This is a genomic window from Citrobacter sp. Marseille-Q6884, from assembly GCF_945906775.1.
In the GTDB taxonomy this organism is placed as follows: domain Bacteria; phylum Pseudomonadota; class Gammaproteobacteria; order Enterobacterales; family Enterobacteriaceae; genus Citrobacter.
In genome coordinates, this window is sequence record NZ_CAMDRE010000002.1 from 952,123 (window position 1) to 973,934 (window position 21,812).

Here is a 21,812-nt window from a genome sequence, read left to right on the forward strand (position 1 = left end):
GCAGATCATGTATGCAGTTTGAACATTACAGGGGCTGGCGCTGAGAAAAGGGAGTCGCAACATGGCGGTTCAAAAACAGGTAATAAGGGGCGTGCTGGCAGGCGCACTGGCGTTAATGCTGAGCGGTTGCGTCACTATCCCGGATGCGATTAAAGGTTCAAGCCCAACGCCACAGCAGGATCTGGTCCGGGTGATGAATGCGCCGCAATTGTATGTCGGACAAGAAGCGCGTTTTGGCGGCAAGGTGGTGGATATTCAGAACCAGCAAGGGAAGTCCCGCCTGGAGATTGCGACTGTCCCCCTCGACAGTGGGGCGCGACCCGTACTGGGTGAAGCCTCACGCGGCAGAATTTATGCTGATGTAAACGGCTTCCTCGATCCGGTTGATTTCCGTGGGCAGCTGGTCACCGTCGTCGGGCCGATTAGCGGCACCGTGGACGGTAAAATCGGCAGTACGCCATATAAGTTCATGCTGATGCAGGTAACCGGTTATAAACGCTGGCATATTACTCAGCAGATTGTCATGCCTCCTCAGCCTATCGACCCCTGGTTCTACGGCGCGCGCGGCTGGCCTTACGGTGGCTACGGCGGATGGGGATGGTACAATCCCGGTCCCGCGCAGGTTCAGACAATAGTAACTGAGTAACTCTTTGTTTTATCTGTAAAAGAAACAGCGGCCAGTCCGCTGTTTCTGCATTAACGTGGATATAAAAAAAATAAATAGTGACGTGCTTCGCAACCTTGTCGTTGTGTAATAAACAAACTGGTACGCTGAGTTAATATTATGTTAACAGTTTGTTTATTGCCTGGGGTTGTGATGACGACAAATACGCATTTTAGAGGTGATGTATTGAAAAAGGTTTGGCTTAACCGTTATCCCGAGGGTGTGCCCGCGGAGATCAATCCTGACCGTTATCAATCCCTGGTGGAACTCTTTGAACACTCCGTAAGACGCTATGCCGATCAGCCTGCGTTTGTGAATATGGGGGAGGTGATGACCTTCCGCAAACTGGAGGAACGCAGTCGGGCATTTGCGGCGTACTTGCAACAAGGTCTCGGGCTGAAAAAGGGCGATCGCGTCGCGTTGATGATGCCGAACCTGCTGCAGTATCCGGTAGCGTTGTTTGGCATTCTGCGTGCCGGAATGATAGTCGTGAACGTTAACCCGCTGTATACGCCGCGAGAGCTGGAACATCAGCTTAATGACAGCGGTGCAGCGGCGATCGTGATCGTTTCCAACTTTGCCCACACGCTGGAGAAAGTGGTCGATAAGACGTCGGTGCAACACGTGATCCTGACGCGAATGGGCGATCAACTCTCTACCGCCAAAGGCACGCTGGTGAACTTTGTCGTGAAGTACATCAAGCGTCTGGTGCCGAAATATCACCTGCCTGATGCCATCTCCTTCCGTAGCGCATTGCAACATGGCTATCGCATGCAGTATGTGAAGCCGGAAGTGGTATCAGAGGATCTGGCCTTTCTGCAATATACCGGCGGAACAACCGGTGTGGCGAAAGGGGCTATGCTTACGCACCGCAATATGCTGGCTAACCTTGAACAGGTAAATGCCACATACGGTCCGCTGCTACATCCTGGGAAAGAGCTGGTGGTGACGGCGCTGCCGCTGTATCACATCTTCGCGTTGACGATGAACTGCCTGCTGTTTATTGAACTGGGCGGTCAGAACTTGCTGATCACCAACCCACGCGATATTCCGGGTCTGGTGAAAGAGTTGGCAAAATACCCGTTTACCGCGATGACCGGCGTCAACACGCTGTTTAACGCGTTGCTGAATAACAAAGAGTTCCAGCAACTGGACTTTTCATCTCTGCATCTTTCGGCGGGCGGTGGTATGCCTGTTCAGCAGGCGGTGGCAGAACGTTGGGTGAAGCTGACCGGGCAGTATCTGCTGGAAGGTTACGGTCTGACCGAATGTGCGCCGCTGGTGAGCGTCAACCCTCATGATATCGACTATCACAGCGGCAGTATCGGCCTGCCGGTTCCCTCCACCGAGGTTAAACTGGTGGATGATGACGATAACGAAGTCCCGCCGGGAGAGCCGGGCGAGCTGTGCGTGAAGGGGCCGCAAGTGATGCTGGGGTACTGGCAGCGACCGGATGCGACCGATGAAATTGTTAAGGATGGCTGGTTGCACACCGGAGACATTGCGGTGATGGACGATGAAGGCTTCCTGCGTATTGTCGATCGTAAAAAAGACATGATCCTGGTCTCAGGTTTTAACGTCTACCCGAACGAAATTGAAGATGTGGTGATGCAACATACCGGCGTGCAGGAAGTGGCCGCGGTTGGTGTACCGTCAGGCAGCAGCGGTGAAGCGGTGAAGATCTTTGTTGTGAAAAAAGATCCCTCGTTAACAGAGGAAGCGCTGGTGACCTTTTGTCGTCGTCATCTGACGGGGTATAAAGTGCCGAAGCTGGTGGAATTTCGCGATGAGTTGCCAAAATCTAACGTTGGCAAAATTTTGCGACGAGAATTACGTGACGAAGCGCGTGCCAAAGTGGACAATAAAGGCTGAGCGTTAAGTCCGTCATCAGAAAGCGCCGGTTAATCCGGCGTTTTTTTTGGCGCAAACCGAAGAGAATATGATTTGAATTACCAAATGATCACCACGGACGATGCACTGGCAAGCTTGTGCGAAGCCGTTCGTGCCTTCCCGGCCATTGCCCTGGACACAGAGTTCGTCCGTACTCGCACCTATTATCCGCAGTTGGGACTGATCCAGCTGTTTGATGGCGAACACCTGGCGCTTATCGATCCGCTCGGTATCACCGACTGGTCGCCGCTGAAGGCCATTTTGCAGGACACGGCCATCACCAAGTTTCTGCATGCGGGAAGCGAAGATCTGGAAGTGTTCCTCAATACCTTTGGTGAGATCCCACAGCCGTTAATCGATACTCAAATTCTGGCCGCGTTTTGCGGGCGTCCACTGTCATGGGGATTTGCCTCGATGGTGGAAGAGTATACGGGCGTGGCGCTGGATAAAAGTGAATCCCGCACAGACTGGTTGGCGCGTCCATTAACGGAACGTCAGTGTGAGTATGCGGCGGCGGATGTCTGGTATTTATTACCGATCACCACAAAGCTGATGGCGGAAACGGAGGCCTCCGGCTGGCTGTCTGCTGCGCTGGACGAGTGTCGTTTAATGCAGCAGCGTCGTCAGGAAGTTCTGGCGCCTGAGGATGCCTGGCGTGATATCACCAACGCCTGGCAACTGCGTACTCGTCAGCTTGCCTGCCTGCAATTGCTCGCCGACTGGCGACTGCGTAAAGCGCGTGAACGCGATCTGGCGGTCAACTTTGTGGTTCGTGAAGAGCACCTGTGGTCGGTTGCGCGTTATATGCCTGGCAGTCTGGGCGAACTGGACAGCCTGGGGCTTTCCGGCAGTGAAATTCGTTTTCACGGTAAAACGCTGATTTCGCTGGTGGAAAAGGCGCAGGCACTACCGGAAGAATCCCTGCCGGAACCGCTGCTGAATCTGATGGATATGCCCGGGTATCGCAAAGCATTCAAGGCCATTAAGGCACTGGTTGCAGAGGTGAGTGCGGAACACAATCTTAGCGTTGAGCTACTGGCTTCGCGTCGTCAGATTAACCAGTTGCTGAACTGGCACTGGAAATTAAAGCCGCAGGCGTCCCTGCCAGAACTGATTTCCGGTTGGCGTGGTGAACTGATGGCCGAGCGGCTCAACGCGCTGCTGCTGGAATATCCGCAGTAAGTCTCCCGTCAGGCCGGGCAACCCGGCCTGATAAATTCTACAAATCAAGCACCAGACGCTTGCCTTTGGCGCGCGAACAGCAGATCAGCATACTTTGCTGGCTGGCTTTTTCGTCGTCGCTGAAGTATTGATCGCGGTGATCGGCTTCCCCTTCAAGAATGGTCGTTTCGCAGGTTCCACATACGCCTTCACGGCACAGACATTCAACTTTCGCCGCTTTGTTATTTTCAATCACCTGCAAAATGGTCATCTCTTCCGGGACGATAAATTCACGTCCTGAACGAGCCAGCACCAGCGTAAATGCCTCGCCGCTCTTATCTTCGACGGCAAATTGTTCAAAGTGCAAGGTATCGTTATCCAGTCCATGGCGGCTGGCCTCATTTCTGACAGCATCGTTCAGTGCGGCAGGACCACAGGTATAGATATGCGTACCGGGCTCAACATCGGCCAACAGCCGCGCTAAATCGAGGCGGGTTCCTTCGGTCGAGAGATGCAGATGAATGCGATCGGCACTGACGTGTTGCGTCATTTCAGCATAAAACGCGCAGTTTTTCTGACTGGGAGAGCAGTAATGCAGTTGCCAGTCAGCGTGTGATTGTTCCAGTTCAGGGATCTGAGATAAGAAGGGCGTGATGCCAATCCCCCCTGCAATCAGGATATGTTTGCGCGCCTGAGGTGCGAGGGCAAAAAGATTGTTTGGTGTGGAGATCGTCAGTGTATCGCCGGGCTTGACGCTCTGGTGCAGGAAACGTGAACCGCCTTTGGAATCTTCCTCCAGACGTACGGCAATTTGATAATGGTTTGTGTCCAGTGGAGAACTCATCAGCGAATAAGCATTACTGTAGCTGTTTGCGCCATCCTGCATCTGCACGATAATATGGCTGCCACCACTGAATGCAGGCAACGGGGCACCCGTAGCGGCCGTAAAAGTGAAACGTTTTACATGAGCGGTGATGGTTTCAATCTGACTGACCCGGACTTCATGCATTTGATATTCAGACATCGCGGTACTCCCTTAAAAATCTGTCCGGCGCGGGGACATTTTCCGCGCCGGAATCTGTCGTTACAGCCCCTGGCAGAGGTATTTCATCTCCAGGTAATCTTCAATACCGTGTTCAGATCCTTCCCGACCCAGACCCGATTGCTTAACGCCGCCAAACGGGGCAACTTCATTCGAGATAAGTCCGGTATTGATCCCCACCATGCCGTATTCCAGTTGTTCAGAAACACGCCAGATACGCGCTGCGTCATTGCTGTAGAAGTAGGATGCCAGGCCGTAAATCGTGTCATTTGCCTGACGGATCACATCCTGTTCATCGTCAAATTTCACCAGTGCGGCAACCGGTCCGAAGATCTCTTCTTGTAACAGCTGCGTATCGGGTTGCACATTACCGATTACCGTGGGGGTGAAGTAATTGCCCCCCAACGGATGGCGTTGCCCCCCGGTTAACAATGTGGCGCCGCGCGTCAGGGCGTCATCCAGCAGTGACTGCACTTTGTCGACGGCAGCGGCGTTGATCAGCGGTCCGGTCTGTACGCCGGGCTCGCCGCCGTCACCCACTTTCAGTACGGCGACCCGGGCGACAAACTTCTCACAAAAGGTGTCATAAACGGCCTGGTGAATATAAAAACGGTTCACACAGACGCAGGTTTGCCCGGCATTGCGGAATTTGGCCACTAACGCGCCTTCAACGGCTTTATCGATATCGGCGTCATCGAACACAATAAATGGCGCATTGCCGCCCAACTCCAGTGAGACCTTTTTGATTGAGTCAGAGCACTGGCGCATCAGCACACGCCCAACCTCGGTTGACCCGGTAAAAGAGAGTTTGCGTACACGATCATCTTCGGTGAACTGCGCGCCAATTTCGCGTGATTTCCCGGTCACAACGTTGATAACACCTGCCGGTATGCCAGCCTGACGTGCAAGCTCAGCCAGCGCCAGAGCGGTAAACGGTGTCTCGTTGGCGGGTTTTACCACCATCGTACAGCCAGCCGCCAGTGCGGGACCGGCTTTGCGGGTGATCATCGCGGCGGGGAAATTCCAGGGAGTGATGGCGGCGCATACACCGACACCCTGGCGGATAACCATCAGGCGTTTGTCCGCCGCAGGTGAAGGAATGATCTCGCCGTTAGTGCGTTTTGCCTGCTCGGCGAACCACTCAATAAACGACGCCGCGTAGACAATTTCGCCTTCCGCTTCTGCCAACGGTTTTCCCTGCTCGGCAGTCATGATTTGCGCCAGCGCCGTTTTATTGTCGAGAATTAAATGATGCCAGGTTTTGAGCAACGTTGAGCGCTGTGCGGCGGTCATTGCGCGCCAGGCGGGGAGCGCCTGCGATGCGGCATCAATGGCTCGCCGGGCTTCTGACATCCCCATGTTTGGGATTTTACCCAGTACCGCACCCGACGCGGGATTGGTGACGGATAACGCGCCATTATCATCGGCATCACACCAGTTGCCGGCAATAAACGCCTGCTGGCGAAACAGTGAAGTCTGAAAAACGGTCATGACGAACTCCTTCGCGTATTAATCCTGAAATACCTGGGCGACCAGATTATGGAAGTGGGCGATGCCATGCTCGGAAATGCCGCTGCCGCTGCTGTCCGCCATAATGCGTCCCTGACCGCGATAACCGCGTGATTTCAGACCTTTTTGTACGCTTTCCACCAGACGTAAATCTTCAGGGCGGAAGACGTTGCGATACCATTCGATCAGTTCTTTCTGCTCTTCGGTCAGCTCTTCATTGGTGAAGTAGATGTCATAGTTTTGCAGTGTGGTTTCGGCATCCACCGGGAATTCATAGATAACCGTCATCATGCCTTTGATGGGCGTGACGTTGAGCATGGTGCAGGGCCACAGCCAGAAACCGTGAAAGGCGGCATCAACACCTTCTTCAAACTTAAATGACTGCTCAGAAGGTTTGGCAAAGCCGTATTGCAGCGTCCAGTTTCCGTGCATTGTGTGCCAGTAGCGATCAACCTGTACTGAATCGGAGAAACCCGGGTGTGCCGGGCCGCAGTGGTAGCACTCCAGATAGTTATCCACGATATTCTTCCAGTTAGCCGGAGTGCGGGTCGTAAAGCGAGCGGCCAGTTTCAGATCGTGTACATCGGGGCAGGCTTCAACAACTTTGGCTTCCAGCCCCGGGAGCTGCTCTTCAACACTGCCCGCGTTCGGATCCATGTTGATAAAGACAAAACCGGCATATTCTTCCAGGCGTACCGGTGTGAGATGGGCTTTCTCACTGTCGAAGTTGGCGACGTTCTCGCAATTACGGGCGTGAGCCAGATTGCCATCGAGCTTAAAAGCCCAGGCGTGGTAAGGGCAGGTAATCACATTCTTCGCTTTCCCTTCGCCGCTCAGCAACTGATGTCCCCGATGCGGGCAGACGTTATAAAAGGCACGCAGAACGTTATCGCGTCCCCTGACCAGCACAATGTTCTCGCCAATCACTTCTCGGGTGACATAGTCATTCGGCTTCGTCAGTTCGCTACTGTGTGCAACACAAATCCAGCTTTTGGCAAAAACCTGCTCTTTTTCGTGCTCAAACGCCTGTTGGTCGGTGTAAAAGCGTGCCGGAATTGTCCAGGCGTCCTGCGGGTTAGCACAAAAATTATTGGGCAGAATAAACTCAGGGCTCAGATTGCTCATTGGATTACCTTTAATTTGTGAGTAAGAGGATGTTTTTATACAGGCGCTTAATGGCCGCCTTTGAGTAGTGTCCCGGCCGGTGGCGTGACGGGCACGTCGGCAGGTGTATCGGGAAGATGACTTTCAACCTGATGGGCAGGAATATGGGCATAATCCTGTTTAACCCAGCGGAGAAAACCGCCGACCTTCACCAGCAAAATGGCGAGGAAGGGGAGTGCGGTCAGCACGACGGTGGTCTTCATGGTTTCCAGCGACGCACCGGTAAACAGAATTGATAAAGGAATCAGGGTAATGACGACGCACCAGAACAGACGTAAACTGCGCTCGGGATCTTCCCCTTCCTGTAGATTGCGTGTGCTGGTCGCCGCCATGGTGTAAGCCACGGCATCCATATGCGAGGCCAGGAAAATAATCATGATTGCCAGGTAGGCCACCAGGAACAGCTTCCCGGCAGGCAGCGACATCAGCACCTGTTGCACAGCGGTTTCACCGCCGAGGGTTGCCATAATCTGTGGAACATCCACCACGCCGTTCACAAACTGGTGAATAGAATAGCTTTCCATCACACCGAAGAAGAACCAGCACCCTACGGTACTGCCGAGGATCAACGCCCAGATCACTTCTTTAATTTTGCGCCCACGGGACACGCGAGTAACAAACATTGCCACGCCCGGGGTATAGGAGATCCACCACAACCAGTAGAATACAGTCCAGTTACGGGTAAATTCGCCGTTACCGAGCGGGTCGGTGAACAGACTCATTTGCAGGAAGTTTTGTGTGGTCAGGCCAATGGCATTAATGATGTTGTTGGTGATGAACTCGGTTGGACCGACGATCAGTACCAGCAGCGGCAGTAAAAATGCGCCCCAGCCCACCATTTTGCTCAGACGTTGCAAACCGTTGTTGATACCAATCCAGGAACTGAGGCAGAAGATGCCGCCTGAGAACAGGATCACGAATGCCTGCACCGTGAAATTATCCGGCAGACCCGTGAGTGCCGATAATCCGCGGGTAAACGTGGCCGCAGTGACCACCAGGGAGATGGTGAGTGCGCCGACGGTGGCTATCAGGAACATCAGATCGACCAGCCGTCCCCAGACTCCCTGCGGATGGACGCCGGTAATTGCGGCGATAATACCGGACAGGCTCAGCCCTTTGTTTTTACGCACATGAAAGTGGTAAGCCATGGTTAATGAAGCCAGGGTATAGGTTGCCCATGCGCTGATCCCCCAATGGAAAAAGGAGTAGGGCAGACTGAATTCCAGTGCTTTTTGTGAGTGAGGGGCGATATTCAGGCCTGGCGTCTGGTAGTAATAGGCCCACTCAGCGACACCCCAATAGAGTGTGGAGGAGCCCAGACCGGCGCAAATAAACATAAACAGCCAGGAAAGCGTACTGTATTCCGCTTTCCCTTCTCCCAGACGAATATTGCCGTATTTACTGGTAGCCAGATAAATGACCAGTCCCATGGCCATCAGTACCAGTATCTGAACGGCTGAACCCAGCATGCGGGTGACGCCGTTAAAAATGGTGTTTGCCGCTTGTGCAGATTGCTGAGGAAAGAGACTCAGTGTGGCGGCGATAAAAAGGATAGCCACCAGGCTGATGGCTATCAGTGGCACATCTTTTTTCTTTACGTTGCTCAACATGGATGATCTCCTGGGCATAATTGCCCGCGTTTGGCATTAGCCTGTCGTTGTTATCATGCTGTAGGGGCAGAATGTGTTGCTTCGATATTTAACAATTTAATTATTTGTTCTTTACATGAATTAAACAATTGCCGGATGCGTGAAGCAATAAAACACGGAACGGAAATAATAAAAGGTGAATTGGCGCAGGTTATTTCGGTAATGGAACGCATAAAAAAGCCGCGTCAGTGACGCGGCTCAAATTAAGTGGTTTGACCTTTAACGAAGCGCCTGACAGATGGCCTCGGCAACCTGCTGTGTAGTGGCACTGCCTTTCATATCCGGTGTTTTCGGACCACTGGCAATAACCTGTTCAATCGCTGCCAGAATGCCATCGTGGGCAGCCTGATAATTCGCATCCCCATTGCCGAGGAAATCCAGCATCATGGCGCCCGCCCAGATGGTGGCAATCGGGTTAGCGATATTTTTGCCGTAGATATCAGGTGCTGAGCCGTGTACGGGTTCAAACAGCGACGGGAAGGTACGTTCCGGGTTCAGGTTGGCAGAAGGCGCAATACCGATTGTTCCCGTGCAGGCTGGGCCTAAATCGGAAAGAATATCGCCAAACAGGTTAGAGGCGACCACCACGTCGAAGCGTTCCGGCTGCATGACAAAACGGGCGCACAGAATATCGATGTGTTGTTTATCCCAGCGAATCTCGGGATAGTGGGCGGCCATCGCTTCAACGCGTTCATCCCAGTAGGGCATGCTGATGGCAAGACCGTTTGATTTGGTGGCTGAGGTCAGTGTCTTACGCGGACGGCTCTGCGCCAGTTCGAAGGCGTAACGTAAAATGCGATCAACCCCGCGACGGGTGAAGACGGACTCCTGAATGACCACCTCATGCTCGGTACCTTCGCCCACGCGCCCACCCAGTGACGAGTATTCCCCTTCGGTGTTCTCACGAACGACGTAGAAATCAATGTCGCCGGGTTTTTTACCCGCCAACGGGCAGGGGACGCCAGGGAACAGGCGAACCGGACGCAGGTTGACGTACTGATCAAATTCACGGCGAAATTTGAGTAATGAGCCCCACAATGAGATGTGGTCCGGCACAGTATCCGGCCAACCGACGGCGCCAAAATAGATGGCATCGAATGATTTTAGCTGCTCATGCCAGTCATCCGGCATCATCTTGCCGTGATGTGTGTAGTACTCACAACTGGCCCACTCCATTTGCTCAAAGCTGAGCGACAAATCCCAGCGCTCGGCGGCGGCCTGAAGCACATGAATACCTTCAGGCAGAACTTCTTTACCAATGCCATCTCCAGGAATAGCGGCAATACGACAGGTTTTCTTCATAGCAGCTCTCACTTGTACGCCATCAAAATTGACTTTCCCCTTATCCTATAATTGACTGATTAATAGTTAATGCCCCTAACTGGTGAAACATAAAACACAGATCATGAACAATCTGCCGCTGCTGAATGACTTACGCGTTTTTATGCTGGTTGCCCGTCGTGCCGGATTTGCCGCCGTCGCGGAAGAGTTGGGCGTCTCCCCGGCATTTATCAGCAAGCGCGTTGCGCTGCTGGAGCAGACGCTGAATGTTGTGCTGCTACATCGCACCACACGGCGCGTGACCATCACCGAAGAAGGGGAGCGGATCTATGAATGGGCGCAGCGGATCCTGCAGGATGTGGATCAGATGATGGATGAGCTGTCCGATGTGCGGCAAATCCCTCAGGGAATGTTACGCATTATCAGCAGCTTTGGCTTTGGCCGTCGCGTTGTCGCGCCTGCGTTGTCTGCGCTGGCAAAACAGTATCCGCAACTGGAACTCCGCTTCGATGTTGAGGATCGTCTGGTGGATCTGGTGAATGAAGGGGTCGATCTGGATATCCGCATTGGCGATGATATCGCCCCCAATTTGATTGCACGCAAGCTGGCAACGAACTATCGCATCCTGTGCGCTTCACCGGCATTCGTGGCGCAGCATGGGATGCCAAAGCAGCTTAATGAGTTGGCAACGTTGCCCTGTCTGGTGATTAAAGAGCGCGATCATCCCTTTGGCGTCTGGCATATGCACAATAAAGAAGGTGAACACTCAATCAAAGTGACGGGGCCATTATCCTCTAATCACGGTGAGATTGTTCATCAGTGGTGCCTGGATGGGCAGGGCATTGCGCTGCGTTCCTGGTGGGATGTCTGTGACAACATTGCCAGCGGACATTTGGTTCAGGTATTACCGGAGTATTATCAGCCTGCAAATGTCTGGGCGGTTTATGTTTCCCGCCTGGCGACGTCGGCAAAAATACGTATTACGGTTGAGTTTTTACGCCGCTATTTTGCGGAGAACTATCCAAAGTTTACTTTGGAATAAACGTGAAAAATAAAAAAGGCAGAATACTCTGCCCTTTTTGCGATCCTGATGCTATTACAAAAGAGGTTATTTTGACTCTTCTGCTTCAGGTAATGTCACGTTAAGTTCGAGGATAGAAATATCGCCGTCTTTTTGTTCAAGCTGTACGGTGACCATTTCGGGATCAATTTGTACATACTTGCAGATAACGTCGAGAATATCCTTCCTCAACTGCGGTAAATAATGCGGTTCTGCGTCACTACGACGACGTTCCGCTACAATAATCTGCAGTCGCTCTTTAGCGATGTTCGCTGTGCTCTTTTTCCGCGAGAGAAAAAAATCCAGTAATGCCATAACTTATCCTCCGAACAGGCGTTTGAGGAAACCTTTCTTCTCTTCTTCTATGAAGCGGAAAGGACGTTCTTCTCCCAACAGACGGTCTACGGTATCCGCATAGGCTTTACCGGCATCAGCATTGATGTCGAGAATAACCGGCTCACCCTGGTTAGATGCGCGCAGGACTGACTGATCTTCAGGAATCACGCCGACCAGCTTGATTCGCAGAATTTCCAATACGTCTTCCATGCTGAGCATGTCGCCTTTATTGACCCGACCCGGGTTGTAGCGCGTGAGTAGCAGATGCTCTTTAATCGGATCTTCACCGTTTTCGGCGCGACGAGATTTCGACGCCAGAATACCCAGAATACGGTCAGAGTCACGTACTGAGGAGACTTCCGGGTTGGTGGTGATGATCGCTTCATCGGCAAAATAGAGTGCCATCAATGCGCCGGTTTCAATACCTGCCGGGGAGTCGCAGACGATGAAGTCAAAGTCCATTGCTTTCAGGTCATCCAGAACTTTTGCGACGCCTTCACGCGTTAACGCGTCTTTATCGCGAGTCTGTGAGGCCGGAAGAATAAAGAGATTTTCAGTCCGCTTATCTTTGATTAACGCCTGATTTAACGACGCATCGCCCTGAATAACGTTGACGAAGTCGTAAACGACGCGGCGTTCACAACCCATAATCAAATCAAGGTTACGCAGGCCGATATCAAAATCAATAACGACAGTTTTCTTTCCCTTCTGGGCCAAACCTGTAGCGATGGCCGCGCTGGAGGTGGTTTTGCCAACGCCCCCTTTACCCGAAGTAACAACAATAATGCGTGCCATAGAAATTCCTTGTTAAAAAGGGATCAATTCAACGGTTGAACTGTCAAAGCGTTCTCTGCTAATTGCAGACGTGCCGCTTTGCCATAAAATTCTGCTGGGATTTTATCACTCAGCCAATAAACACCTGCGATAGACACCAGTTCTGCCGTCAGATGGGTACAAAAAATTTGCGCTTCCCGATCGCCGTTGGCGCCTGCCAGTGCACGGCCTCTCATCATGCCATAAACGTGAATATTGCCATCAGCGATAAGCTCTGCACCTGCACTGACGTGACTTGTAACAATCAGATCACATTGTGGTGCATAAATACGCTGACCGGAACGAACCGGCACATTTATTAATCGTGTTTTTGTGATGGGAGTAACGTTTTGCGGTGGTGCAACGGGGGCAGGAGCCTCAACAGGTGCTGAACGCATGGCTTTTTCTTTACCTTCAGTCAGTAAAGGAAGACCCATACCATCAATTTCTGCCTTAAGTCTGGCGTCTTTACATCCACTCACGCCGATAATGCGCAGACCAGTAGACGTGACAACTTTCTGCAACGCCGACCAGTTTACCGGGCTTTCAAGGCCACTGACATTGATTACCACGGGAGCATGTTTTAAAAAAGCAGGTGCCTGCGCGATTTTGTCTTCCAACGCCTGACGAATAACCTCGGGTTCTGCTTGATGTAAGTGAACCACTGATAAGGTGAAGCTACTGCCTTTAAGCTCGATGGGCGTGTTTGACATCCTGGCCTTACTCAATTTGCTATTTATCATCCCCAGCGCGGGGCGATATTCCGAAGACTATAAGGCATGTTATAGTCAGTATTATATTGAGGCAAGCCACCATTCCGTTAATTCAGAGTAAAAGATATGTTTTGTGTGATCTACCGAAGCAGCAAACGTGACCAGACCTATTTATATGTCGAAAAAAAAGACGATTTCTCTCGTGTTCCTGAAGAACTGATGAAAGGTTTTGGTCAACCGACGCTGGCAATGATTTTACCGCTTGATGGGCGAAAAAAACTGGTGAACGCCGATCTTGAAAAAGTAAAACAGGCGCTCACTGAACAGGGCTATTATTTACAATTACCGCCACCACCCGAAAATTTACTCAAACAGCATCTGTCTGTGGCGAAACAAAATACACCAGACGCTAAATCTTAAACTGTGTTCGGCCGTCGTCTGTCCCGTCGATGCAGTTCCTGAAATCAATCACGACGTTAGGGGAAAATCATGTATCAACATCACAACTGGCATGGTGCTCTGCTGGATTACCCGGTGAGTAAGGTGGTTTGTGTAGGCAGCAATTACGCTAACCATATTAAAGAGATGGGCAGCGTGACGCCGGAAGAACCGGTGCTGTTTATCAAACCTGAAACGGCACTGTGCGACCTGCGTCAGCCGCTGGTTATTCCGGCGGATATGGGGTCGGTTCACCACGAAGTTGAGCTGGCGGTGCTGATTGGCGCGACCTTGCGTCAGGCGACAGAAGAACATGTACGTAAAGCGATAGCGGGATATGGCGTCGCGCTGGATCTGACCCTGCGTGATATTCAGGGTAAAATGAAGAAGGCGGGTCAGCCCTGGGAGAAAGCGAAGGGATTTGATAACTCCTGTCCGCTGTCAGGCTTCATTCCTGTCGCGGAGTTTAATGGCGATCCGCAGAATACCCAGCTTGGTCTGACGGTAAACGGTGAAACTCGCCAGCATGGCTCAACGGCGGATATGATTCATCATATCGTTCCGTTAATTGCTTACATGAGCCGGTTCTTTACGCTTAAAGCGGGGGATGTTGTGTTGACCGGTACGCCAGAAGGCGTTGGACCGTTGCACAGCGGCGACGAGTTGGCCATCAGTTTCCATGGTCAAACCCTTACGACCCGCGTACTGTAATCTCCTCTTGCCGCCTTTTCGGGCGGCAAAACTTGCATCAGCGTGCCAGAGTGGTTATAAGGTGCAACTTTATTGCAATGGCGGATACCCTGATGAGCGACACACCTTTCTGGCAAAGTAAAACCCTGGATGAAATGACCGATGCCGAGTGGGAGTCATTATGCGACGGATGTGGACAATGCTGCCTGCATAAGCTGATGGATGAAGACACGGACGAAATCTACTTTACTAACGTCGCGTGCCGCCAACTGAACATTAAAACCTGTCAGTGCCGTAACTACGAGCGTCGGTTCGAGTATGAACCTGATTGCATCAAGCTGACGCGCGACAATCTCCCAACCTTTGAATGGTTGCCGATGACCTGCGCTTACCGTCTATTAGCGGAAGGAAAGGGATTACCTGACTGGCACCCGTTGCTCACGGGGTCTAAAGCGGCGATGCACGGTGAACGTATTTCGGTGCGCCATATTGCGGTAAAAGAATCCGAAGTGCACGACTGGCAGGACCATATCCTGAACAAACCTTCATGGGCGGACTGAACCGCCCATTCAATAAAGGTACTCAGGATGACGACTTTTTCGCCTGATACATCTCATCTGAGTGGTTGTCATCTTCAACCCAGAAATTAATGTTGAATTGCGCGTCATCGCTTAATTCAACACGATGCCAGTACTGTGGTGGGCTGGTCGCGAACTGACCGGCATTAATGACCACTTTCACCTCAGGCTCTTTCGCGCCTTCATTGGCAAAGCCGAAATAGGTTACCGTTCCTTCCATCACGCAGAGTTGTCCAAAGACGCCTGCTGCTGTGTTGTGATGAGAAAGGAGCGCGGCCGGGACATTGTCTTTGGTAAAGAAGGGGGTGGAGCGTTTGATTTTCCAGTTTGCCGGGATGCGTAAGTGGGACATAAGACATCTCCTTGGTGTTGGCATCTATAAGATGTATTTAATATACATCTTATAGATGCCAACACGCAACGACATCATGGCGAAAAAAAACGCCCCCGAAGGAGCGTTCTGTTAGCGACCGAAGAGGTCACGTTTTTTCGGTTTAAACGGCTGTGCCAGTACGACCAGCACTGCGACAACAAGGTAAGCGGCAAAAATCCCTAACAGCCATTGCGGCATTTCCAGGGTTAAAAAAGACCACTGACGCTCTGCACAATCACCGGATGCGACAAACACCTGCGGTAGCCATTTATCCAGCGGTAACCAGCCTGGGAAGCGCGCGGCAAAATCACAAGTCATGAACGGTGAGGGATGAAGTTGAATCATCGTGTGCTCATACGCTAACTGCAGACCGCGCCAGGCACTGTAAATCCAGATAACCATCGCGACATAGCGCAGGGGGGTTTTTGGCGCAATGGCACCTACGAGGCCTGCACCCATCACGCCGAATAATGCGCTACGTTCGTAAATACACAACACGCAAGGTTTAAGCAGCATGACATGCTGGAACCACAACGCAACGAGTTCCAGCGCCAGGGCGGTTAACGCCAACAATAACCATGCTCCACGACCGCGGGAGCACTGGTTTAAAAATCGCAACATAATCATTTCCCTGCAACATGCGTAGAGAGCGCAGTTTAAACCAATTCACTTTATGCGCCACTAGTGACAATTGAAATATTGTGTAATTGGATAATTATCATGCAAAAAGTCAAACCGGGCAGTGATTTGCCCGGTGAATTGTTATGAGAGTGTAGCTAACCAGCCTATCTGGGTCATCCACTGTGTGACAGGGACCAGCGTGAACTCCACGCAAAGAAGGCCTACTAGTGTCAGAACGAGCGTATAAGGCAGCGCCATCCACACCATGCGGCCATAAGAGAGGCGAATCAATGGCGCCAGCGCAGAGGTGAGCAGGAACAGGAATGCCGCCTGGCCATTCGGTGTCGCCACGGAAGGCAGGTTGGTTCCGGTATTGATCGCCACCGCTAACAGCTCATACTGATTCAGGCTGATTGTCCCGCTTTCCATTGCCGCTTTTGCTTCATTGATATAAATCGTCCCCACAAAGACGTTATCAGAAATAGAAGAAAGCAGACCATTGAAGAGATAGAAAAGCGTCAGTTGCGCATGTTCAGAGGACTGTAAAACAAACTGAATAATGGGCGCAAAAAGCTGCTGATCAATGATCACGGCGACAATTGAGAAAAATACGGTAAGCAGCGCGGTGAATGGCAGTGATTCGGTGAACGCTTTGCCAATGGCATGTTCATCGGTGACACCGGTCAACGACGTTGCCAGGATAATCACCGACAGGCCAATCAAGCCAACCTCTGCCAGGTGCAGGGCGAGGGCAATGACCAGCCATACGCCGATAATCGCCTGAATAATCAGTTTGATTTTATCCTGGCGGGTACGCTGTTGGCGACTCTGATCGTCAAACTGTTGCAGGACTTCCCGCACCTTCTCTGGCAGCGTTTCGCCATAGCCAAACCAGCGTAATTTCTCGACCAGCACACAGGTTAACAGCCCGCAAATCAGCACCGGGACGGTGACCGGCGACATACGCAGGAAGAAGTCACCGAAATGCCAGCCCGCCGCTTTGGCGATGATCAGGTTTTGCGGTTCGCCAACCATCGTCATCACGCCACCTAACGCTGTTCCCACTCCCGCATGCATCATCAGACTGCGCAGAAACCCACGGAACTGCTCCAGCACGGCTTTATTGTGCTGATCGATATGGCTGTCATCGAGCATATTATTGTCTTCCCCACGGGAAGAGGCGACGCGATGATAAATGCCGTAAAAGCCTACCGCGACGCTTATCACCACGGCCACTACGGTCAAGGCATCAAGGAACGCGGATAAGAACGCCGCTGCAACACAGAAGGCCAGCGATAGCAGCATCTTGGAGCGAATGCTGAGCAGCAGTCGGGTAAAGATGAACAGCAGCAGCTGCTTCATAAAATAGATGCCCGCGACCATGAACATCAGCAGTAATAGCACCTCAAGGTTAGCGGCAATCTCTTCACGCACATGCGTCGCGCTGGTCATGCCGATGATAACCGCTTCAATAGCCAATAATCCGCCGGGCAAGAGTGGATAGCATTTAAGCGCCATGGCCAGCGTGAAAATGAATTCAGCAACCAGCAACCAGCCTGCGACGAATGGGTTGATGAAAAATATCAGTGGGTTAACGACTAAAAAGACGAGTAACGCGAGTTTATACCAGTCCGGTGACTGGCCTAAAAAATTGCGCCACATTGCGCGACCCCAGGAGAGCTCCATGGCAATTTCCCTTACCTTTAAAAATGAAATCGTGTTTTTATGTTTGACGGCAAAGCTTAACGGGACGAATGAATGCAGGCAAGCTCTTCACGTGACTGTCGTGCTGACGGGGCGTTGGTGTTGTCCGGAAATGAAGCCTTGATCCACTTTTTCTTCATTGTGTCAGCTATCAGCCAGGTAACCCGTCTGGTATGATAACTGTAACTATGTTTTGCTGTGTAATGGAATTATCACTATGGTCATTAAGGCGCAAAGCCCGGCGGGGTTCGCGGAAGAGTACATCATTGAAAGTATCTGGAATAACCGCTTCCCGCCTGGCACTATTTTGCCCGCTGAACGTGAACTCTCCGAACTCATCGGCGTTACTCGTACCACGTTACGCGAAGTATTACAGCGCCTGGCGCGAGATGGTTGGTTGACCATTCAACACGGCAAACCGACGAAGGTGAATAATTTCTGGGAAACGTCCGGGCTGAATATTCTCGAAACGCTGGCGCGTCTTGATCATGAAAGCGTCCCGCAACTGATCGATAACCTGCTGTCGGTACGTACGAATATCTCGACGATTTTTATTCGCACCGCATTCCGCCAGCACCCGGATAAAGCACAAGACGTTCTGGCAACGGCAAATGAAGTGGCGGACCATGCTGATGCCTTCGCTGATCTGGACTACAACATTTTCCGTGGTCTGGCATTTGCGTCGGGCAACCCAATTTACGGTCTGATCCTCAATGGTATGAAAGGGCTGTATACACGTATTGGCCGCCATTACTTCGCCAACCCGGAAGCCCGTAGTCTGGCACTGAGCTTCTACCGCAAGCTGTCATTACTCTGCGAGCAAGGTGCTCATGATCAGGTGTATGAAACGGTGCGCAGCTACGGTCACGAGAGTGGTGAGATTTGGCATCGTATGCAGAAGAATCTGCCGGGCGATTTAGCCATTCAGAGCCGCTAAGAAAAACCCCTCATCCGAGGGGTTTTGTTTTTTTACAGACCGTTCATTCTCGCGGGGCAACGCTCCAGCAGTTCAACGCTGCCATCCTCATTCTGTTGCTCCAGCAACACATCAAATCCCCACAGCCGATGAACATGTTTCAGTACCTCTTTGCGTCCCTTATCCAGTGGAGCACGGTTGTGCGGAATATAGCGTAAGGTGAGGGAACGATCGCCACGCAGATCCACATTCCAGATCTGAATATTCGGCTCCAGGTTGCTCAGATTATATTGCGACGACAGCCGGTTGCGGATCTCGCGGTATCCCTCCTCGTTGTGAATCGCGGAAATCTCCAGATAGTTATGTCGGTCATCATCCAGCACCGTAAACAAGCGGAAATCACGCATCACTTTGGGGGACAGGAACTGGCTGATAAAGCTCTCGTCTTTAAAATCGCGCATCGCGAAATGCAGCGTCTCCAGCCAGTCCGAACCCGCAATGTCCGGGAACCAGTATTTGTCCTCCTCGGTGGGGGACTGACAAATACGTTTGATGTCCTGGAACATCGCAAAGCCAAGCGCATAAGGGTTAATACCGCTGTACCACGGGCTGTTGTAAGGCGGCTGGAATACCACATTGGTATGGCTATGCAGAAACTCCAGCATAAAGCGCTCGGTGACTTTGCCTTCATCATAAAGGTGGTTGAGGATGGTGTAATGCCAGAAGGTTGCCCAGCCTTCGTTCATGACCTGCGTCTGTTTCTGCGGATAAAAATACTGGCTTACTTTGCGCACGATACGCAGGACCTCACGTTGCCAGGATTCCAGCAGAGGGGCGTTTTTCTCCATGAAATAAAGCAGGTTTTCCTGTGGCTCGGAAGGATAACGCCGCGCTTCGGAAACGGTCTTTTCTTCCTCTTTCTTCGGCAGCGTGCGCCACAACATATTCACCTGACTTTGCAGATACTCCTCGCGGCTTTTCTGCCGCGCTTTCTCTTCCTGCAACGATATTTTTTGCGGGCGTTTATAGCGGTCAACGCCGTAATTCATCAGCGCATGGCAGGAGTCGAGCAGTTTTTCGACTTCATCCACGCCGTAACGCTCTTCGCACTGGGTAATATAGTTTCGCGCGAAGATCAGATAATCGACAATGGAACTGGCATCCGTCCAGCTACGGAAAAGGTAGTTATTTTTGAAGAAGGAGTTATGCCCGTAGCAGGCATGCGCCATCACCAGTGCTTGCATGGTGATGGTGTTCTCTTCCATCAGGTAAGCGATACATGGATTGGAATTGATGACGATTTCATAGGCCAGTCCTTGCTGACCATGCTTATACAAGCGTTCGGTTTCAATAAACTTTTTGCCAAACGACCAGTGAGGATAGTTGATGGGCATCCCGACGCTGGAGTAGGCGTCCATCATCTGCTCGGAGGTGATCACCTCGATTTGATGCGGGTAGGTATCCAGCTTATAGAGTTTCGCCACGCGGTCTATTTCTGCCAGATAGACATCCAGCAGATCAAACGTCCAGTCGGGTCCATCGCTCAAACGTGTGGTGTCCTTGTTCATGGAATCAATCGTAGCCATTCGCGCACCCTCATTGTTGGCGGCACTCTCTGTCTGGAGTACCTCATTTCAAGCATAGAACACAGTGTTAAAAAGCGTGCTCAGGCAGAAAATTTTTCTTTGCGATATCTCGTTAGCGAGGAGTCGAAAAAGAGCATAACCACAAAATTTTATGCTGGATAAAAATAACGGGTAGCAGGAGATACCAAACCAGAGAGTTCCCTACAACCCCCGCTATGTGTGAGATACATCACCATAAAAAAGCCATATGTTGAATAATATTTTCAACTGAGTTATCAAGATGTAATTAGATGATTGTTCTTTTACTGTTAACGGAGTGGCTATGCGAGTTGTCATACTGGGAAGTGGTGTCGTTGGCGTGACCAGCGCCTGGTATTTAAGTCAGGCTGGACACGAAGTCACCGTCATTGATCGTGAACCCGGTCCGGCACTGGAAACCAGTGCGGCGAACGCGGGGCAAATCTCTCCAGGCTATGCAGCACCGTGGGCAGCGCCCGGCGTACCGCTAAAAGCCATTAAGTGGATGTTCCAGCGCCATGCTCCGTTGGCCGTTCGCCTCGACGGAACACAGTTCCAGTTGAAATGGATGTGGCAAATGTTGCGTAACTGCGATACCAGTCACTACATGGAAAACAAAGGGCGCATGGTGCGTCTGGCAGAGTACAGTCGTGACTGTCTGAAAACGCTGCGTGCCACCACTGGTATCGAATATGAAGGTCGTCAGGGCGGAACGTTACAGTTGTTCCGCACCGCTCAACAGTATGAGAATGCCACGCGCGATATCGCCGTTCTGGAAGACGCTGGCGTACCGTATCAACTTCTGGAGGCTAACCGTCTGGCCGAAGTCGAACCGGCACTGGCTGAAGTGACGCACAAGCTGACCGGCGGGCTGCGTTTACCCAATGACGAAACCGGCGACTGCCAGTTGTTTACTCAGCGGCTGGCGAAAATGGCCGAGCTGGCGGGAGTGAAATTCCGCTTTAATACGCCAGTGGATAAGTTGCTGAGCGAAGGCGAGCAGATTTATGGCGTGCAGTGTGGTGATGAAATCATTAAAGCCGACGCTTATGTGATGGCTTTTGGATCTTACTCGACGGCCATGCTGAAAGGGATTGTGGATATCCCGGTTTATCCGCTTAAAGGCTATTCGCTGACGATTCCGGTCGCGCAAGATGACGGGGCGCCCGTTTCCACTATTCTTGATGAAACCTACAAAATTGCGATTACCCGCTTCGACAACCGAATTCGCGTCGGCGGCATGGCCGAAATTGTGGGCTTCAATACGGAGTTATTACAGCCGCGTCGTGAAACGCTGGAGATGGTCGTGCGCGATCTCTTCCCGCGTGGTGGTCACGTGGAACAGGCTACCTTCTGGACCGGGCTGCGTCCGATGACGCCTGACGGTACGCCAGTGGTGGGAAGAACCCGCTTTAAGAATCTCCTGCTGAATACCGGTCACGGCACGCTGGGCTGGACTATGGCCTGTGGCTCAGGCCAGTTACTGAGCGATATTCTTTCTGGACGCACGCCGGCAATACCTTACGAAGACCTGAGCGTGGCGCGTTACAGCCCGGGATTTACCCCATCACGTCCACGGCATTTACATGGCGCACATAACTGATAA

Annotated in this window: 21 protein-coding genes; 9 read left to right on the forward strand and 12 right to left on the reverse strand. The window is 51.8% G+C overall.

Annotation, left to right across the window (positions count from 1 at the left end; translation table 11 throughout):
• The first annotated feature begins 61 nt into the window (after window positions 1-61).
• The 3 genes from N7268_RS19805 to rnd all read left to right on the forward strand — a co-directional run bounded on the left by N7268_RS19805 (window position 62) and on the right by rnd (window position 3,736).
• Complete coding sequence (locus N7268_RS19805; protein ID WP_198903941.1) at window positions 62-646, forward strand: Slp family lipoprotein; 585 nt, start codon at window positions 62-64, stop codon at window positions 644-646.
• A gap of 204 nt (window positions 647-850) precedes the next feature.
• A complete protein-coding gene (fadD, locus tag N7268_RS19810) occupies window positions 851-2,536 on the forward strand; it encodes a long-chain-fatty-acid--CoA ligase FadD (protein WP_260864158.1) in 1,686 nt (561 codons plus the stop codon).
• Between the two features lie 84 nt (window positions 2,537-2,620).
• Complete coding sequence (gene rnd / locus N7268_RS19815; RefSeq protein WP_260864701.1) at window positions 2,621-3,736, forward strand: ribonuclease D; 1,116 nt, start codon at window positions 2,621-2,623, stop codon at window positions 3,734-3,736.
• Window positions 3,737-3,773: 37 nt separating this feature from the next.
• On the opposite strand, the gene N7268_RS19820 is transcribed toward rnd, so the two are convergent.
• The 5 genes from N7268_RS19820 to N7268_RS19840 form a co-directional block, all read right to left on the reverse strand.
• The gene (locus N7268_RS19820; RefSeq protein ID WP_260864159.1) at window positions 3,774-4,739 is read right to left on the reverse strand and encodes a PDR/VanB family oxidoreductase; all 966 of its coding nucleotides are present in this window, start codon (window positions 4,737-4,739) and stop codon (window positions 3,774-3,776) included.
• 60 nt (window positions 4,740-4,799) lie between these two features.
• Complete coding sequence (locus tag N7268_RS19825) at window positions 4,800-6,248, reverse strand: NAD-dependent succinate-semialdehyde dehydrogenase (protein WP_260864160.1); 1,449 nt, start codon at window positions 6,246-6,248, stop codon at window positions 4,800-4,802.
• 18 nt (window positions 6,249-6,266) lie between these two features.
• Window positions 6,267-7,391: a carnitine monooxygenase, oxygenase subunit YeaW gene (gene yeaW / locus N7268_RS19830; RefSeq protein WP_260864161.1), complete on the reverse strand. Its 1,125-nt coding sequence runs from the start codon at window positions 7,389-7,391 to the stop codon at window positions 6,267-6,269.
• Between the two features lie 47 nt (window positions 7,392-7,438).
• Window positions 7,439-9,040, reverse strand: a complete 1,602-nt coding sequence (locus N7268_RS19835; RefSeq protein ID WP_260864162.1) for a BCCT family transporter — start codon at window positions 9,038-9,040, stop codon at window positions 7,439-7,441.
• A gap of 258 nt (window positions 9,041-9,298) precedes the next feature.
• Window positions 9,299-10,381, reverse strand: coding sequence for a tartrate dehydrogenase (locus N7268_RS19840; RefSeq protein ID WP_198903947.1), 1,083 nt, complete (start codon window positions 10,379-10,381; stop codon window positions 9,299-9,301).
• A 103-nt stretch (window positions 10,382-10,484) separates the two neighbouring features.
• On the opposite strand from N7268_RS19840, the gene N7268_RS19845 reads away from it, so the two are divergent.
• Window positions 10,485-11,402 carry a LysR family transcriptional regulator gene (locus N7268_RS19845; RefSeq protein ID WP_198903948.1) on the forward strand — a complete coding sequence of 306 codons (918 nt, stop codon included), beginning with the start codon at window positions 10,485-10,487 and terminating at the stop codon, window positions 11,400-11,402.
• 66 nt (window positions 11,403-11,468) lie between these two features.
• Here N7268_RS19845 and minE read toward each other — a convergent pair whose 3' ends face one another.
• Genes minE through minC form a run of 3 tightly spaced genes read right to left on the reverse strand, consistent with a single transcriptional unit; the run spans window position 11,469 to window position 13,282 of the window.
• Window positions 11,469-11,735 carry a cell division topological specificity factor MinE gene (minE, locus tag N7268_RS19850; protein WP_003833739.1) on the reverse strand — a complete coding sequence of 89 codons (267 nt, stop codon included), beginning with the start codon at window positions 11,733-11,735 and terminating at the stop codon, window positions 11,469-11,471.
• 3 nt (window positions 11,736-11,738) lie between these two features.
• Window positions 11,739-12,551, reverse strand: a complete 813-nt coding sequence (gene minD / locus N7268_RS19855) for a septum site-determining protein MinD (protein ID WP_005122235.1) — start codon at window positions 12,549-12,551, stop codon at window positions 11,739-11,741.
• Between the two features lie 23 nt (window positions 12,552-12,574).
• Complete coding sequence (minC, locus tag N7268_RS19860; protein WP_260864163.1) at window positions 12,575-13,282, reverse strand: septum site-determining protein MinC; 708 nt, start codon at window positions 13,280-13,282, stop codon at window positions 12,575-12,577.
• 126 nt (window positions 13,283-13,408) lie between these two features.
• Between minC and N7268_RS19865 the strand changes: the two genes are divergently transcribed.
• The 3 genes from N7268_RS19865 (at window position 13,409) to N7268_RS19875 (ending at window position 14,970) form a co-directional block, all read left to right on the forward strand.
• Window positions 13,409-13,702, forward strand: coding sequence for a YcgL domain-containing protein (locus tag N7268_RS19865; RefSeq protein WP_198903950.1), 294 nt, complete (start codon window positions 13,409-13,411; stop codon window positions 13,700-13,702).
• Between the two features lie 69 nt (window positions 13,703-13,771).
• Window positions 13,772-14,431, forward strand: a complete 660-nt coding sequence (locus tag N7268_RS19870) for a fumarylacetoacetate hydrolase family protein (RefSeq protein WP_260864164.1) — start codon at window positions 13,772-13,774, stop codon at window positions 14,429-14,431.
• 92 nt (window positions 14,432-14,523) lie between these two features.
• Window positions 14,524-14,970 carry a YcgN family cysteine cluster protein gene (locus tag N7268_RS19875; RefSeq protein ID WP_198903952.1) on the forward strand — a complete coding sequence of 149 codons (447 nt, stop codon included), beginning with the start codon at window positions 14,524-14,526 and terminating at the stop codon, window positions 14,968-14,970.
• Between the two features lie 22 nt (window positions 14,971-14,992).
• On the opposite strand, the gene N7268_RS19880 is transcribed toward N7268_RS19875, so the two are convergent.
• The 3 genes from N7268_RS19880 to nhaB form a co-directional block, all read right to left on the reverse strand.
• Window positions 14,993-15,340: a DUF1971 domain-containing protein gene (locus N7268_RS19880; RefSeq protein ID WP_260864165.1), complete on the reverse strand. Its 348-nt coding sequence runs from the start codon at window positions 15,338-15,340 to the stop codon at window positions 14,993-14,995.
• A 111-nt stretch (window positions 15,341-15,451) separates the two neighbouring features.
• Complete coding sequence (gene dsbB, locus N7268_RS19885; RefSeq protein ID WP_198903953.1) at window positions 15,452-15,982, reverse strand: disulfide bond formation protein DsbB; 531 nt, start codon at window positions 15,980-15,982, stop codon at window positions 15,452-15,454.
• 141 nt (window positions 15,983-16,123) lie between these two features.
• Entirely contained in the window at window positions 16,124-17,668 is a 1,545-nt protein-coding gene (nhaB, locus tag N7268_RS19890) for a Na(+)/H(+) antiporter NhaB (RefSeq protein ID WP_260864166.1), read from the reverse strand.
• Between the two features lie 235 nt (window positions 17,669-17,903).
• On the opposite strand from nhaB, the gene fadR reads away from it, so the two are divergent.
• A complete protein-coding gene (gene fadR, locus N7268_RS19895) occupies window positions 17,904-18,623 on the forward strand; it encodes a fatty acid metabolism transcriptional regulator FadR (RefSeq protein WP_260864167.1) in 720 nt (239 codons plus the stop codon).
• 32 nt (window positions 18,624-18,655) lie between these two features.
• Here the strand turns inward: fadR and N7268_RS19900 are convergent, their stop codons facing one another.
• Window positions 18,656-20,188 (reverse strand): SpoVR family protein, encoded by a 1,533-nt coding sequence (locus N7268_RS19900; protein ID WP_260864168.1) that lies wholly within the window; start codon window positions 20,186-20,188, stop codon window positions 18,656-18,658.
• Window positions 20,189-20,510: 322 nt separating this feature from the next.
• On the opposite strand from N7268_RS19900, the gene N7268_RS19905 reads away from it, so the two are divergent.
• Window positions 20,511-21,809: a D-amino acid dehydrogenase gene (locus tag N7268_RS19905; protein ID WP_260864169.1), complete on the forward strand. Its 1,299-nt coding sequence runs from the start codon at window positions 20,511-20,513 to the stop codon at window positions 21,807-21,809.
• Window positions 21,810-21,812 lie beyond the last annotated feature (3 nt).